This is a genomic window from Sedimenticola selenatireducens, from assembly GCF_007625115.1.
Lineage (GTDB): Bacteria > Pseudomonadota > Gammaproteobacteria > Chromatiales > Chromatiaceae > Sedimenticola > Sedimenticola selenatireducens_A.
Genome location: NZ_VMNH01000003.1, coordinates 211482 through 227028 on the forward strand (window position 1 = coordinate 211482; position 15547 = coordinate 227028).

Sequence of the window (15547 nt, forward strand, 5' to 3'; positions counted from 1 at the left end):
TTAAGAGGGGAGCGATAGCGTGGCAAGTCTGGAAAAGCTTTTTCGCTGGGCTCCTGATGCTGAGGAGTTCAGCAAGCCGCTACAGAAAAAAACACCCTTCAAACTCCTTTTTGACCGACTCCCAATGGGTATCGACAACAATCGAATCGATGTGTTGTTGAGCCAGGAGTTTATGGATCGGTGTCGGATGTTGGTGCGCCGTTCACTGTTGCATGATGTAACGGAAAACTATTGGGGCGAACCACCGCCACCACCAGACAATAAAGATATTCAGGCCGTACGCGAGGGTTATGCCGGGTTGATGGAGTTGACTGTGGACCGGGCAAGAAAGCATAACCGGCTCGAGATGGTCCAGCTGCTCCAGTTCAGTGTAGTGAAGTTTCTGCTGCAATTGGTGGATGATGAGTTTGGACGGTTGCGCAATCAGGTGCAGCGGGCCAAAAGTATGGACAGCCATCAATCAACAGGTAAATCGGTGCAGTTACATGATCGACTTGTGTTGCTAGCCAAGAATGAATCTTCCATCCGCTATCGCATAACCCGCCGTATGTTCCGAGAGATGCTGAAACTGGAGAATATGCGTCTCAGTAAATTGCGTAAGTCGGTGTTAGGGCGTTCCTGGCCCATACCGAAACCGTTACTCTTTAATCCGATGCTACAGCTTCCCTCACTCTGGGCTGATGAGCAGTTGATGGGACACTATCCTCTGGTCTGTACAGATAAGGAGGATCCTGATGGTTTTAATCGAGTCAATCGGCTCGTCATCAGTCTTTTTACTGACTATCTGCCCTCTTGGTGCTGGCCTGCCGAGCCGACAGATGAATTTGAGGCAACCAGTGGCGATATCCAGACAGCCGCTAGGCGTAATCGGGGTGATCAGGGGGGGCTGATAGGGTATACCGAGACATTGATGCTTTTAAGGCGGTCGTTGCAGCCTGCAGAGTATGAGACAGGTAACTGCTCTTGGCTGGATCTTCCCGAGAATATTGATCGATTGGTCTATTCAGTCAAACACAGCAACGCAATCCGCACGGATTATGATGGCCCTATTGTGCGCGCCAGTTGGACGCATGATAAATGGCCCAGTTTCCATAATCGTTTGATGAAGCGGATTTTGAAGGCGTTTCAAGGAAGTCGTGTCGAGTTGGATCTGTTGGCCTGTCATGCTGCGCCGGGCGTCTATCAGGAGTTGAATCGTCAGGTACCCGTTCGCTTAATTGCGCAGTATCTCACGGGGCGTTTGCCAAAAAGAGATCTTCAGCGAAAATTGAACAGCCTCGCTTCGAAGCCCAATTTGGTTCAGGCGATCAAGGTCCTGGATCGTTCGATGGCATCCCTCCGGAGTATCCCTGGACCGCGCAGACGCAGACGGATATTCAGTTTTCTGCGCCACTTTGCTCTGTTTAGACGCGATCTCAAGCAGGCCTATACGGCGCATGCCGCCATGCGACGTGTACACCTGCTGAGACGTCCGGAAGATATAGAGCTATCTCGGCGTAATGGCAGTTTAGTGGAGTTCCCTCTTAGGCAGGAGTTGAAGCCGGAGCAGCACCGCATCCGCAATCACGTCATTATTAAGGCCGATGTGCGGGGTTCAACCGTCATGACCAGTGAACTGCGCAAGCGCAATCTCAATCCGGCCTCCCATTTCAGTCTCAACTTCTTTGAGCCGATCAATAAACTGCTCGAAAGTTATGGAGCCAAGAAGGTGTTTATTGAAGGGGATGCCGTCATCCTCAGTATCTTTGAGTATGAAGATACACCCTACCAGTGGCTTTGTGTGGCCCATGCCTGCGGCTTGGCGCGCAAGATTCTCCAGGTAGTGGATAAGCAGAATGTGGAAAACAGGCAAAAAGAGTTGCCAGAGCTGGAGTTGGGTCTGGGGATTGCCTTCAGCGATGAAGCACCGACCTTTCTCTATGATGAGGGCCGGGAGATCATGATCTCTCCTGCGATTAACCGGGCTGACCAGCTCTCGTCCTGTTCAGCAGCGGTGAAAAAGTCGGCTTACGGTAAAGCGCTTGGACGAGGTGTGATGGTGCTGGCGCCCACGCCGACTGCAAGTATCGACAAGGAGAGTTCAGATAAACTGATTCGCTACAATGTGAATGGTATTGAGCTGGATGTCCCCGCTTACTACAAGCTGAAGTCGGAGCTCTCATTCCGGAAGGTCGAGTTGGAGTCGGGAAAGCGGGCCAGGAATGACCACATGTTGCTGGCGCGCTACCCTGATCTTGAGGGACATATGCATGCCCTGGTGATCAGAGAGGCTGAGGTAACGCTGTGGGATGGCGAAAAGCCGGGACGAAAAGCCGCGGATGGCCGCTGTTATTATCAAGTGATTACTGATCCCGACATGATTGGCTATGCCATTGAGCAGGCCAACACGCGCCGACGTCCTCTTCCTGATCTACCAAATACGGTGTCAGACGATACCACTACAAAGCCACGTCTTTTCCATTAACCTCTTTTGCCGCCAACTGACTTCTCGGATGGATCGGTGACATACGCATCGATAGTCGCTGTAACGGTTGATTCAGGCGCTGATCATAGATTGCGGCATAGCTTAGCACGCGCTCAGTATAGCGCCGTGTTTCATTAAAGGGGATCAGCTCCACCCAGATATCTGCGGGGAGGGTTGCCTCAGGCAGCCATTTGCGAACATTATTTGGCCCTGCATTATAGGCCGCGGTCGCCAGGACCTGATTTGTCCCAAGCTGTTGATAGACATGATTGAGATAGGCAGTACCCAGGGTAATATTTAGCTCAGGTCGTACCAAGTGTGCCTTCTTGGGTGCCCTAATGTTCTCTATTCGGGCAATGAATTTCGCCGTTGCTGGCATCAGTTGCATCAGCCCCATGGCGCCGGCGGGTGACTGGGCATCACTGGAGAAGGCGCTCTCTTGCCGCATAACGGCAAATATCCAGGCATTATCAAGCGCTTTTGCGTTGGATTTCTCTTCAACCAGCGTCATGTGTTCAAGCGGAAAACGTAACTCCAGGTCATCCCAGTAACCCGTTCTGGCCAGGGTAAAAATAGCCCGATCATGCCAGCCCCAGGATTGGGCCAGTTTGGAAACCCTTTTTAAATCCAGTCGGTTCAGTTGGCGAATGGACATCTGCCATTCACGTCGGGCATCGACAAAACGCCCTAACTGAAAAAGCTCACGGGCTCGCATCAATCCAGGGCGTTTCGCCAGGTGATCAATGCCCGATTGTTCAAGGTCGAGTGGTGTGGAGTCATAACGATACGCCTGATCGACTAGGTCGGCAGCAAGAAAGCCGTGATAACTCCGCTCTTTAGCCAGTGCTTGCAGTGTGCTCTGCGCAGATAGCTTGTTACCCGTTTCAGCCTTTGCTCGTGCCTCCCAGTAACGCCAGCGATCAGAATGCTTCAGTGAGTCAGGTAGCTCATTGATCCATGCCAGTATCTGTGGCCACGCCTGCTGTTTCAAGGCGCCCCTCAGGCGACTCTCGTGTAAGCGCTCATCGTCAGGAGTGGGTGTAAAGTTGCCTAGGTGGGCCAGCAGGTCCGGATGATCATTCCTGATTAACCCCAACATCAGAGCCCGCTGTGCCTGGTAGTGTTGCTCTTTGCTGAAGGGGAGGTGAGCGATATTTTTTTGCCAGATATCAAGGGCTGCATCGACATCGCGTCTTGCCAGCCGCTTAAAACTGTCGAGCATGATGGCATTGTGGGCACTGTCCCCTTCAAGTAGGGGTTGTGGTTTGTTGAAGGCCTGCACTGGATCCCGCTGTAACTCACGCCAAAGGTCAAGCGTGGCTTGCTGCTCTGGGGAGAGGTAGCGTTTTAGATAGAGGGCAAAGCGGCCTTGCGACGCTTGCATGGCCAGTGCTACCCGCTTCCAGGCCAACTCGGGTGTTAGGAGGCCAGCATTGATCCAGGTTTCCAGAATGGTGTCACACTCGTCGGGTCTGGAGCGGGGGTGAAGCCAAATGGTCTTTGCCTGCTTCAGGGCCTTTTCCGCCTTTCCTGTCTCCATCAGGGCAGTGAGATAGTGACACTGTAGTGTTGTGCCCAGATTGGGGCGGTAGAACACCAGATAGGTCCACCACTTCCCCTTGTCGGCCAATCGGGACAACCACACCCTGCGCATTTGTCTAGATAGAGGAGAGTCCGCATAGGTGGTGATGAATGCATCCACCTGACTGCTATCCAGCTTTGCAAGCTGAAGTCGAAGTGCCTTGTATTCGAGATAAGGGTAGAGGGGGTAGTCTTTAAGTGAGGTTTTGAGCGTGTTAAATTTGTTCAGATCGCCCGTGGCTAAGATGCGTTCGGCTGCAAGGAAGGCCTTACGCTGAGTGTCAAGATCCTGGCTGGCGAAGCCTGTACCAGGAAATAAAAAAAGCAGACACAGCAATATAGGCAGCACACTGCCACGTTTGAACTGCTGCACTTCCCTGTTAATCCTACTATTGCATAAAGCCATCGGCATACAGGAAAGCTTAGGGCCCTTGACGCCAAGGTGCAAGGGGGAAAACCCCTCTATTTACACGGACGTAGTTGATTGCCCGAATGCAGGTAATACGGGATGATAGCGGCATGAATAGCAAATTAGTAAATCACGCTGTCTGGCCGTGCAGTCAGCAGATCCAGCATATCCTCATAGAGATAGCCGAGGCCGAAGTGCTCTCACGTTACCGTCATCCAGAGATTTCGCGGAAACGTGATGGCACCCTGGTGACCGATGCTGATCTGGCTGTGCAGGTGAGCTTGACTGAAAGACTGGCGGAATTCTGGCCCGAGATTCCATTGATGGGCGAAGAGATGACCGAAGCAGAACAGCAGGCGGTTGCCGAGACGGACTGTTACTGGTGTGTTGATCCCCTGGATGGCACAACGAATTACTCTTCGGGCTTGCCATTCTTTGCCCTCTCGCTGGCGCTGGTTATGGGAGGGGAGGCGGTTCTGGGTATTGTCTATGACCCTGTTCGGCATGAGTGTTTTCGTGCCGAGCGGGGAAAGGGCGCCTGGCTCAATGATGAGCTGCTCAGATTGTACGAAGGCCCCCGTTCGTTGAAGGAGTGCATTGCTTTCGTGGATTTGAAGCGATTGACGCCGGCACTCGCCAACCGTTTGGCCAATGAGCCGCCCTATCGCTCGCAACGCTGTTTTGGGGCGATTGCGCTGGAGTGGTGTTGGCTGGCCGCTGGTCGCGCCCATCTCAACCTGCATGGTGGCCAGAAGCTATGGGACTATGCCGCGGGTCGGCTGATATTCGCTGAAGCGGGTGGGGTGTTCTGTGACGACTCAATGTCATCGGAACCGCGCCTGGGGCTAAAGGTCATGCCCGCTATGGGCGCCGTTGATAAGCCGCTTTTCATGCTGTGGCAAAAATGGCTGAAGGACTCGGCGTTTCCTGACTAACAGAGTAAGTCTTGATTCAGAGACTTAAACACTAGAATGATTATGTAAGGATCTCAGCGCAGATGCTGTGAATGATCCTAGAACCGGAGGTATTTCAATGAGCAGTAATGATCAACAGATTGAGATGGAGTTAGGTAGCGGTATTGCGGCATTTGAGGCTAAGCATTTTGCCAGCGCAACCAAACTGTTGTCAGGCTTGGCCGAGCAGGGCAATCCAGAGGCTCAATATCGCATGGCGATCATGGCCCAGAATGGGCTGGGTATGGTCGTCAATCAGCTGATGGCCTATAAATACATGAAAGGCGCGGCTGAGAGTGGTATGGCGCTGGCTCAGCACGGCTTGGGTTTTATGTACATGGAAGGGGAGTGTGTCGATAAAAACGGTCCCAAAGCCGTGGAGTGGTTCAAGAAGGCCGCTGAGCAGGGGCTGGCTGGATCGCAGACCACCCTGGCCATGATGTATGAGCAGGGTGATGTGGTGGAGAAGGATCTGGATGAAGCCAAGCGCTGGTACAAGGCCGCGGGCTTTGACGAAATGTGAGTGACGCTAAGGCATGAAAGAGCGCGTCAGTGAGTTTCCAGACCGTCCCACGATCAGGCGGGGAGAGGAACCTCGCGCTCAAATTTCCATCGAGTCTCCCACGGCATTTCCTAAAAAGAGGTCCAGGGGCGGTCGAGGATTGGGCCGGCTGATTGTGTTTGGTTTTATCGCCTATTGGCTCTACCACAGTGGACTGCTAGAGCATATCCCCGAGCAGGCCGTTGAAGTCTATGAGCAGGTCGTAGAGACTTGGCGGTCTGCTGATTTACCTTTTCCAAAAACAGAACGTCCGCCGGTGTCATCAAAACCACAACCGCCCCGGTCAATTCCCCGCAAGATCGAAACAGCGATACCACGGACAGAAGTCCCCGTTGTCGTTAAGCCGCAACCCATTCGGGCCACCAAGGAGGGAACGTCGCTAGAGGTTTCCATCGGCGTTGGTTTTCGACCGGTCGGTTTCAAGATAGGCGCTGTGTCTCAAAACGTGCCTTTTTCGGGCCGTCCTGGCTCATTGCATCGGCGTTTGCCCCGCTTCAAAGGTCCTGGTCAGAAGTATGGATCGTTAGATCTTGCCAATGGCAGGCGTCACGCCTTCGTGCTGGATACCGATCCGCAGGGCTATCAGCTCTATGTCGACCTCAATCGAAATGGGGATCTGACCGATGACGGGGCACCACTGGTTAACCGAGGCAAGGGACGCTTCGCTAATGTACTTAAATTGCCGCTTGATCGGGCGTCGGGAATTACCCAGCTGCAAGGTGATATGGAGCTATGGATCTATACCAATGACCAGAGCTGGAGACAGGACGCCCTGCGTTTCTACAACCGTACCCAGCTTGCTGGTCAGTTGCAGATTAATGGCAAACGTTATGCGGCCTATCTGGCCGATAACCGGGTTATTGATGGGAACTACCTAAACGACGGTATCAGTATCGACGTCAACGGTGATGGCAAAATCGATCGTCGTTCGGAGAGCCTCTCCCCGGGTGATCAGATCACCCTGGATGGGGAGCGGTTCAGCTTTACGGTGGTTCGGTAAAGGTTAACTCTTTCGGCTTCTGCGCTGGCGCACTGCATCGGCCAGGGTGCGCAGGAGCGGCTCGGTATCTTCCCAACTGATACAGGCATCGGTAATACTCTGGCCATAGGTCAGCTCTTCGTCTGCCCGCCACTCCTGATTTCCTGCCACCAGAAAGCTCTCGATCATGACACCATTGATTCGACGATCACCTCGGGCGATCTGTCCTGCGACATCATGGCCTACATCGATCTGTTTCTGGTGCTGCTTACGCGAGTTGGCATGACTAAAATCGATCATCATGCGTGGTTTGAATCCGGTTTTCTGCATCTCTTCGGAAGCAATATTGATGCTCTCGGTATCGTAGTTGGGACGACTGCCACCGCGCAGGATGACGTGACAGTCTTCATTGCCTCGGGTGGTAAAAATGGCTGAGTGACGCTCCTTGGTGACCGAGAGGAAGCAGTGCGGTTGGGAGGCGGCGCGTATGGCGTCCAGGGCGATACGCAGGGTGCCGTTGGTACCATTCTTGAAGCCGACTGGGCAGGAGAGGCCAGAGGCCAGTTCTCGATGTCCCTGGCTTTCGGTGGTGCGCGCACCAATCGCCCCCCAGCTCACCAGGTCAGCAATGTATTGCGGGCTGATAAGGTCCAGGAACTCGGTTCCAGCGGGTAGTCCCATGCTGTTCACATCCAGCAGCAGCTGGCGGGCCAGTTTCAGGCCTTTGTTGATGTGAAACGAACTGTCCAGATCCGGATCGTTGATCAATCCTTTCCAGCCGACCGTGGTACGGGGTTTTTCAAAATAGACGCGCATGACGATTAGCAGATCATCGGCTAACTCCAGGCGCAGTTTATTGAGTCGGGCGGCATAGTCACGGGCTGCTGCCGGATCATGTACCGAGCAGGGCCCAACAATCGCCAGTACCCGATCATCTTCATCATGCAGTATCCGATGAATCGCTTGGCGGGCGTCATGTACCGTATCGGCAACCGCATCTGTAACGGGAAATTCAGCCAGTAACTCCGCCGGGGCGATGAGTTCTTTAATGGCTTCGATGCGAAGGTCGTCGGTTTCGTGGCGCATGGTCTCTCTCTTGTAAAAGTCTCAGTAAATGAACAATTGTATAGTGAAAACGCACCAGGCGACAGGCGCTCCTGACACCTCGCAAGGGTTTGTGTATGCTTTAGTTTCATCCCAATACTGCAAGAGGCGAAACACTATGACGGGTCTGACACTGGTAATTGGCAATCAGAACTACTCCTCCTGGTCGCTGCGTCCCTGGCTGTTTCTTGCCCATCATGAGATTCCGTTCAATACCAAAAAGGTAAAACTGTTCACTGAGAGCATGGCGCGAGATCTCTCAGTGCATTTTTCCGATACTAAAGTGCCCGTTTTGCTGGACGGGGATCTGGAGGTGTGGGATTCGCTGGCGATCCTGGAGTATCTGGCGGAGCAGTTCCCGGAAAAACAGGGTTGGCCTGCTGATCGTGCAGCGCGCGCCGTTGCCCGATCCGCGGCGGCGGAGATGCACTCAGGTCTGTTTGGATTGCGCAATGAACTGCCGATGAACTGTCGCCGGCGTTTTCCAGGATTCAAGCCGGGCCCTGCTGCGCAGCGGGATATCGATCGAGTCCAGGCCCTCTGGCGTTACTGTCGTGAACAGTATGGCGCCGCAGGGCCTTGGTTGTTTGGTCATTTCAGTGTGGCGGACTGCATGTATGCGCCTGTGGTGATGCGTCTGTTGAGCTATGAGGTGGCACTGGACCCCCTATCCAAGGCCTACACCGAAACGCTCTACCACAGTCCGGCGATGCAGCAGTGGATTAAGGCCGGGAGGGAGGAGCCCGAGGTGATTGATGAGGATGAAGCGGACTGGCCGAGTGTCCCGTTTTAAAGCTGCTGATGAAGAATCATCAGTTTTCACCGGTATTTAACGCATTAGCGCTCTGATAGATTGTCCATGATTGAGCACCTACGGAGTCATGGTCATTGGAAATAAAGATTCACGATCGTATTGATGAGATTTCCCCTGGGGAGTGGAATGCCCTGGTCCGTGATAATAATCCCTTTATGCGACATGAATTTCTCAACGCCATGGAGCAGCACGCCTGTGTGAGTGAGCAGTTTGGCTGGCTGCCCTGCCATATTGCAGTGTATGAAGCAGGGGCGCTACAGGCGGCTATGCCGCTGTATGAAAAACATAATTCGTATGGCGAGTTTGTTTTTGATAATGCCTGGGCCGATGCCTATCACCGTGCGGGTCTGGCCTATTTCCCAAAGCTGGTCTCTGCCGTTCCCTATACCCCTGCCATTGGGCAGCGCTTATTGGCAGTCGCTGGTAAGGCGTCGGATTACTTTCCCATTCTGTTACGGGCAGTTCTGCAATTGGGCGAACAGATCAGAGCCAGCAGTTTTCATTGCTTGTTTCCCACAGCGGAAGGCTTTGAGTTTCTCGCTGGACAAGGATTGCTGACGCGCCACGATGTGCAGTTTCACTGGCACAATCAGGGCTACGACGATTTCGATCAGTTTCTTGGTGCGCTGGTGGCCAAGAAACGTAAGAATATTCGCCAGGAACGCAGGCGGGTGCAGGAAGCGGGCGTCACACTGCGGCGTCTGAATGGCCACACCGCCGGCGATCAGGATTGGCAGCAGTTTACCCACTTTTATAACAAGACCTTCCAGGAGAAGTGGGGTATGGCTACCTTCAATTATGGCTTTTTCCGCCAGGTAGCCGAGCAACTACCGGATCAGGTGTTGTTGGTGCTGGCTGATCTGGACGGTGTCTGTGTCGCCGGCTCATTGATGTACCAGAGTGATACGACCCTGTATGGGCGGCACTGGGGGGCGGATTTGCGACTGGATGGGTTGCATTTTGAGGCCTGCTATTACCAGGGCATTGAGCACTGTATTGAACAGGGATTGAGTTGCTTTGAGCCGGGTGCTCAGGGTGAACACAAGCTTTCTCGTGGCTTCGTGCCGACCTTGACTCGCTCCAGTCATTGGATCAGGGATGAGGGGTTTCGCGAGCCGATTGCCCGCTATACTGAGCATGAACAGGCCGCTATTGCCAACTATCTTCAACAGTTACAACCCTCTATTCCTTATCGCAACCCTGGTTGCACTGAATCAGGATAAACTCACTATGAAACCCTATTCTGAATCCTGCGACCAAAATCGTGAACCGATTCTGTCAGTGATCCAGCCCCGCTTTGAACAATCCAACGCCGTATTGGAAATCGGCAGCGGGACCGGACAGCACGCCGTCTATTTCGCTGCCAAGATGCCACACCTTACTTGGTATACCAGTGATTGTCAGGAGTATCACGCGGGCATTCAACTCTGGTTGGATGAGGCGGCACTGCCCAATGTACGACCACCGCTATTGCTGGATGTAAGCCGGTCAGAGTGGCCAGATCTGGCGGTGGATGCCGTATTCTCGGCCAATACTGCCCATATCATGCACTGGACCGATGTGGAGGCGATGATGGCCGGGGTGGGTCGTTTGTTGCCGAGTGGTGGGCACTTCGCACTCTATGGGCCGTTCAACTATAACGGCAAGTTTAGTAGTGAGAGTAATGCCCGCTTTGATGGTTGGCTTAAGGCGCGCGACCCAGCGATGGGGGTGCGGGATTTTGAGGCGGTGAATCATCTGGCCGAGAAAGCCGGATTAGCGTTGTTACAGGATTACGAAATGCCGGTGAACAACCGCATACTCTGCTGGCAACGTCGATAGTTGACGAGGTGATCTTGCGGATTAAGGCGTGGCCGGTTGCTCAATACTCTGCTGCACAAACTCACGCGTCTGCTCAACCCACTGCTCCCGCTCAATGCGGCCAGGAAAATGCAGATGGTTATTCAGCCAGACGATGTTATCTTCGTCCAGCGCTGCAATCTGGTAGTAGTGATAGATGCCCAGATCATTCAGGGTCTTTTCAATTTTTGGACCTATCCCGCGCACCTTCTTTAGATCATCTGCGACCCCTTTGGGTTCAGGAAGTGCAGTCGGTTGCCAAGCGTCGAGGATCTCTTTTTTAGCTTTTCCAGGTGCTGGTGCTGGTGCAGACGCTGGGTCGGGAGTATTTGCTATGGCCTCGAGCTCTTTAACCCTTTTTTTGTAGTCACTCAGCTCAGACTTGAGCAGGGCCATCATGATGTGATCACCGCCACGCCCACTTTGCACATCTTCGCTTTTGCCTTCGTCGGCAAAGGCGTGGGTAAAACCGCGCAGTAGCCAGCCAATAATGCCGCCAAGTCCGAAGGCAAGTAAAATCCAGATCAGAATTTGAAAAAACAGATAACCCATCACACGGTCCTTTTTGGGTACTGAGTTAAGGCCAGTACCTACATTATTTCTATGCCCGATTCATTCTAGCGGATCTTGCAGATAACTGATATTTATTGGGCCTTTATTGATGTTGACCAGTCTGAATCTGCAGTAGGTTTTGGGGTTTTCACTGAATTGGCCGCGTAGCTGAAGTTATCATACACGCCCTCCACGCCTGGTAGTCCCTCAGCCAGTTTTAACGCTTGGGTGACCGCCTTTTCAGAAGGTGCGGTACCACTCAGCAGAAGATTGCGGCCGTCAGTTTTAAGTTCAACCCATTGCAGACCCTGTTCATCAAAGGCACTCCTTCCCCGGGCGGTCAGATCATCCGTTATCTTTTCGGCTCCGTTATACACAGCCAGCGTGAGTATCAGAATAAAGCCAACCAATCCAAGTAATAGGGTTCTACTTCTGTTCATATTATTTTTTACCTCAGGGACCTTCTTCGTCGGTAGTGAACCGGTTCGCAGTTTTATATCTACGCCGTTTTTTGGGCGGCGGCAATAGTCGTTTTTGAGAACTGTTAAATACAAAAACTGTCGACTATTCCCTATGCTGCGCCCTCTTTCAGGTTGTCAATGCCTGGTTAAGGCAGCAAACACGACAGGGAGTTCCATTGAACAGGGTTCGGCAATTCGATCCAGCGGGAACGACTCATCAGAAAAACGATTCGCTCGTCCACAATGAGACCTCATTGTCCAGCAGAAGGGTAGAGACGGGTCGACGGTTTCCTACAGGCTCGCTCTATCATTGGTCTTTTATCGGATTTTTGGTGGTTACGCTCCCGGTTGTGGTGGCACTTCTGTCAGGCCTGCTCTCAGTCAGTAATTATACCGAGAAAAGTCAGCAAACGCTTTTTCAGACCGTTCGAGCAACTGAAGGGGGACGTATGCTCCTTGAGCGATTGATCGCAATGGAGCGGAGTATCCGTCAGTACCAGGTATTGAAAGATGCAGAACTGTATGCGGTTTTTCAGCAGCATCATGACGCCTTCGTTGAAGTAGCCAATGGACTTCGTTTTGAGGGTCTGTCAGATGAACTGCGTATACCACTGGAAGGTCTTCTTAACGCTGAGTCTGCCCTGTTTGGGCATGTTGAACAGCAGGCGCTGAATAAAGCGGCGGCATTAACGGCAGATGATCTACAGGGTTACGAAACGCTGACCTTACAGGCCAGAGTGTTACAGCAGATCGGCAGTAGGGAGGTGGCGATTGAGGCTGAATTATTAGCGCAAGAGGCCAGCCGGGTTCGGCAGCAGATGCTGCTTTGGGTGTTGTTGGCCTTACCGCTGGCGTTGCTCCTGGGATTGTTGTTTGCCTATCTGCTAACGCGGCCAATCAAACGCCTGGAACGGGTGATCAGCGAACTGGGTGCAGGGCGGTTTGATCAACCCATCCTGATACACGGCCCGAGTGATCTGGAAGACCTGGGCCATCATCTGGACTGGATGCGCCGCCGCTTGATGGAAGTGGAAGATGAAAAACAGCGCTTTATTCGCAATATCTCCCATGAGTTAAAAACACCCTTGGCGACCCTCCGTGAAGGGTCAGATTTGTTGGAAGACGAAGTGGTCGGAGAACTCAATTGTGAACAGCGTGAGATCGTGCAGTTAATGAAAATCGGTGCACTACAGCTTAATGGCCTGGTAGAGAACCTGCTGGAGTATCAGCGCGTGACACACCGGACTGAACTGAGTGAGCCCTGCCAATTTGATCTTTCTGAAGTGATCAGGAAATCAGTTGCTGAGTATCAGCTTCTGGTCAGAACCAAACGGTTGGACATTATAGATGCGTTGCAGGCGGTTACCATACAGGGCGACAGAGAGGCAATCAGGATGATGGTAGGTAATCTGTTTAGTAATGCGATCAAGTTTTCGCCAGAGGGGGGGCATGTGCGGCTGTCACTCTCTTCGCAGAATCATCAAGTCATCCTCCTGATTGAAGATCAGGGTGAGGGTATTTCAGCGTCAGACCAGTCAAAGATCTTTCAAGAATTTTATCAAGGAACAAACACCGGAAGTTGGAGCGTTAAAGGATCGGGTCTTGGTCTTGCGTTGGTCAGCGATACGGTGGAGCGACATCGGGGTGAGATCAACTTGCTCGAACCAACAACCGAGTATCCGGGCGCCCGATTTAAACTGACACTCCCATTAGCACAACAGACTATGCTGGAGATGAATGGATGAAGTACCTAGTGCCTCTTCTTTTTCTGGGTTTGTTAATGGGATGTCAGCAACAGCCCATTAGAAGCAGTAGTCCAGCCGTTGCCGACACAGTGATTGTGGCAGAGGATCTGCAAAGCCTTATCGATTTTTCAATGCGCTTTCAATCGTATGAACTTGCAGGTCAGCATGTGCTTTGCGCTGAACTGCGTCAATCGTATGAGCAGAGTGGCAACCGTTGGACAGGCTGGTATCTGGCTACAGCAATCACACAGGTCGACGGCTGCGGTGAGCCTAAAGAAGCGATCGACTGGATCAAGAATATGCTGGAACAGCATTTCGTCTCCAATGAAGTGAGCTGGCTGGCACACTATCAGATTCGCCTATTGCAGTATCAGCAACACCAACAGCAGCAATTAATAGAGGCGGCGACAAGTCAAAAAAAGTTACAACGTCGGCTCACACAAATGGAAAAAATCAACACGATATTGGAGAGCCAGTTGCAAGATCTGAAGCGAATAGAAACCAGTATCAACAGGCGTCTGGATGAAAAGCAAGAAACACACTGAGTTGTCACGCACTCATCAAGTGCTGCTGGTGGATGATGATCCGAGTCTTTTGCGGCTGTTGTCTCTGCGCCTTACTGCCATCGGCCTCACTGTTGAAACCGCAAGCAGTGGTGAGCAGGCGGTAAGCCTGGTGCCACAGTTCAAGCCCCACTTGGTGGTCACCGATCTGCGGATGGGTGGAATGGACGGTATGGCGCTGTTTCAGCATCTTCAACAGCACTATCCACTTCTACCTGTCATTATCCTCACTGCGCATGGGACGATACAGGAAGCCGTTAATGCCACCCGCCAGGGGTTGTTTGGATTTCTTACCAAACCCTTCGACAGCAAAGCGTTAATCGCGCAAGTAGAACAAGCTCTTCAAATGGGAGGATGGCCACAGGCAGACAGTGAACAGTCAGCACAACAGGATTGGCGATCAGAGATCATTACCCGCAGCCAATCCATGGAGCAGTTACTGCAGGAAGTAAAACGCGTCGCTCAAGGTGATGCAAGCCTGTTCATTCATGGAGAAAGCGGTACAGGAAAAGAGTTGATTGCGCGAGCGGTTCACCGCGTCGGCCCACGTTGTAACAAAGCCTTTGTCGCCGTTAACTGCAGTGCGATCCCTGCCGAACTGTTGGAGTCTGAGTTGTTTGGTCATGTGCGGGGTGCTTTCAGTGGGGCGGTGTCCGCGCGGGAAGGGCTGTTTCAAACCGCTCATGGTGGCACGTTGTTTCTGGATGAGATCGGCGACATGCCACCGCTGTTTCAGGTGAAGCTGTTGCGCGCGCTGCAAGAACAACGGGTACGACCCGTAGGAGCCAATCAGGATATCGTCGTTGATGTGCGTGTTATCTCAGCCAGTCACCACGACCTGGATGCATTGGTAGCCGACGGTAGTTTCCGGCAGGATCTCTACTATCGACTCAATGTCGTAACACTCACCTTGCCACCGCTCTCTGATCGACGTGAAGATATTCCATTGTTGGCCAATTACTTTCTGACACAGTTAGCCCCGCGTTATGGTGATCGGGTGAAAGGCTTCTCAGCAGAATCACTGGATGCTCTGGTGCAGTATGACTGGCCTGGAAATGTGCGGCAGCTACAGAATGTCATTGAGCAGCTGACGGCACTCTCCACGACGCCCATTATTCCCGTCAAGCAGGTCGAGAAGGCGCTCAAAGAGAAGCGTGCCTTGGTGCCGGGTTTTCAGGAGGCACGCGAGCAGTTTGAACGGGAGTATCTGATGGAGCTGTTACGCCGTGTCAGTGGTAACGTGAGTCAGGCCGCGAAGTTGGCAAAGCGTAATCGTACTGAATTTTATAAATTGTTAAAGCGACATCATCTGGAACCATCACGCTTCAAACAGGACTCGGCGAGCGACTGATAGGGCTTTAATAAGCGCGTTTTTTGTCGTTCACTCGAACCCTGTCTCGACTGGTACTTACTTAAGCAGATTCGTATTCAAAGTAGGGTGGGTTAGGTGCGTTGTTTGCACCGTAACCCACCAACGGTGCCGTCAGGCACACCTTAGATAAACGACTCGTGTTGCTGCGC

At 52.6% G+C, this 15547-nt stretch carries 14 protein-coding genes; 10 read left to right on the forward strand and 4 right to left on the reverse strand.

The window, feature by feature from the left end; all coding sequences use genetic code 11:
* The first annotated feature begins 19 nt into the window (after window positions 1-19).
* On the forward strand, window positions 20-2464 hold the full coding sequence (locus FHP88_RS02110; protein ID WP_144357325.1) for a hypothetical protein: 2445 nt from the start codon (window positions 20-22) through the stop codon (window positions 2462-2464).
* Here FHP88_RS02110 and FHP88_RS02115 read toward each other — a convergent pair.
* Window positions 2439-4418 carry a transglycosylase SLT domain-containing protein gene (locus FHP88_RS02115; RefSeq protein WP_186297562.1) on the reverse strand — a complete coding sequence of 660 codons (1980 nt, stop codon included), beginning with the start codon at window positions 4416-4418 and terminating at the stop codon, window positions 2439-2441. The two genes, FHP88_RS02110 and FHP88_RS02115, sit on opposite strands and share 26 nt — an antisense overlap.
* Window positions 4419-4564: 146 nt before the next feature.
* Here FHP88_RS02115 and FHP88_RS02120 point away from each other — a divergent pair, with 146 nt between their 5' ends.
* The 3 genes from FHP88_RS02120 (at window position 4565) to FHP88_RS02130 (ending at window position 6969) form a co-directional block, all read left to right on the forward strand.
* Entirely contained in the window at window positions 4565-5389 is an 825-nt protein-coding gene (locus FHP88_RS02120) for an inositol monophosphatase family protein (protein ID WP_144357327.1), read from the forward strand.
* Window positions 5390-5486: 97 nt separating this feature from the next.
* Window positions 5487-5930: a tetratricopeptide repeat protein gene (locus tag FHP88_RS02125; protein WP_144357328.1), complete on the forward strand. Its 444-nt coding sequence runs from the start codon at window positions 5487-5489 to the stop codon at window positions 5928-5930.
* Between the two features lie 13 nt (window positions 5931-5943).
* Window positions 5944-6969 (forward strand): hypothetical protein, encoded by a 1026-nt coding sequence (locus tag FHP88_RS02130; protein ID WP_144357329.1) that lies wholly within the window; start codon window positions 5944-5946, stop codon window positions 6967-6969.
* A gap of 3 nt (window positions 6970-6972) precedes the next feature.
* Here the strand turns inward: FHP88_RS02130 and aroG are convergent, their stop codons facing one another.
* Complete coding sequence (gene aroG, locus FHP88_RS02135) at window positions 6973-8034, reverse strand: 3-deoxy-7-phosphoheptulonate synthase AroG (RefSeq protein WP_144357330.1); 1062 nt, start codon at window positions 8032-8034, stop codon at window positions 6973-6975.
* Between the two features lie 136 nt (window positions 8035-8170).
* Here aroG and FHP88_RS02140 point away from each other — a divergent pair, with 136 nt between their 5' ends.
* The 3 genes from FHP88_RS02140 to FHP88_RS02150 all read left to right on the forward strand — a co-directional run bounded on the left by FHP88_RS02140 (window position 8171) and on the right by FHP88_RS02150 (window position 10687).
* Complete coding sequence (locus FHP88_RS02140) at window positions 8171-8845, forward strand: glutathione S-transferase family protein (RefSeq protein WP_144357331.1); 675 nt, start codon at window positions 8171-8173, stop codon at window positions 8843-8845.
* Between the two features lie 95 nt (window positions 8846-8940).
* On the forward strand, window positions 8941-10089 hold the full coding sequence (locus FHP88_RS02145) for a GNAT family N-acetyltransferase (protein WP_144357332.1): 1149 nt from the start codon (window positions 8941-8943) through the stop codon (window positions 10087-10089).
* A gap of 7 nt (window positions 10090-10096) precedes the next feature.
* The gene (locus FHP88_RS02150; protein ID WP_144357333.1) at window positions 10097-10687 is read left to right on the forward strand and encodes a DUF938 domain-containing protein; all 591 of its coding nucleotides are present in this window, start codon (window positions 10097-10099) and stop codon (window positions 10685-10687) included.
* Window positions 10688-10708: 21 nt separating this feature from the next.
* Here FHP88_RS02150 and FHP88_RS02155 read toward each other — a convergent pair whose 3' ends face one another.
* Both FHP88_RS02155 and FHP88_RS02160 read right to left on the reverse strand, forming a co-directional pair.
* A complete protein-coding gene (locus FHP88_RS02155; RefSeq protein ID WP_144357334.1) occupies window positions 10709-11257 on the reverse strand; it encodes a hypothetical protein in 549 nt (182 codons plus the stop codon).
* Between the two features lie 92 nt (window positions 11258-11349).
* Window positions 11350-11697 (reverse strand): BON domain-containing protein, encoded by a 348-nt coding sequence (locus FHP88_RS02160; protein WP_144357335.1) that lies wholly within the window; start codon window positions 11695-11697, stop codon window positions 11350-11352.
* A gap of 197 nt (window positions 11698-11894) precedes the next feature.
* Here FHP88_RS02160 and FHP88_RS02165 point away from each other — a divergent pair, with 197 nt between their 5' ends.
* Genes FHP88_RS02165 through FHP88_RS02175 form a run of 3 tightly spaced genes read left to right on the forward strand, consistent with a single transcriptional unit; the run spans window position 11895 to window position 15377 of the window.
* On the forward strand, window positions 11895-13463 hold the full coding sequence (locus FHP88_RS02165; protein WP_186297563.1) for a HAMP domain-containing sensor histidine kinase: 1569 nt from the start codon (window positions 11895-11897) through the stop codon (window positions 13461-13463).
* On the forward strand, window positions 13460-14008 hold the full coding sequence (locus tag FHP88_RS02170) for a hypothetical protein (RefSeq protein WP_144357337.1): 549 nt from the start codon (window positions 13460-13462) through the stop codon (window positions 14006-14008). The genes FHP88_RS02165 and FHP88_RS02170 overlap by 4 nt, the downstream gene beginning before the upstream one ends.
* Window positions 13986-15377 (forward strand): sigma 54-interacting transcriptional regulator, encoded by a 1392-nt coding sequence (locus tag FHP88_RS02175; RefSeq protein WP_144357338.1) that lies wholly within the window; start codon window positions 13986-13988, stop codon window positions 15375-15377. The genes FHP88_RS02170 and FHP88_RS02175 overlap by 23 nt, the downstream gene beginning before the upstream one ends.
* Window positions 15378-15547 lie beyond the last annotated feature (170 nt).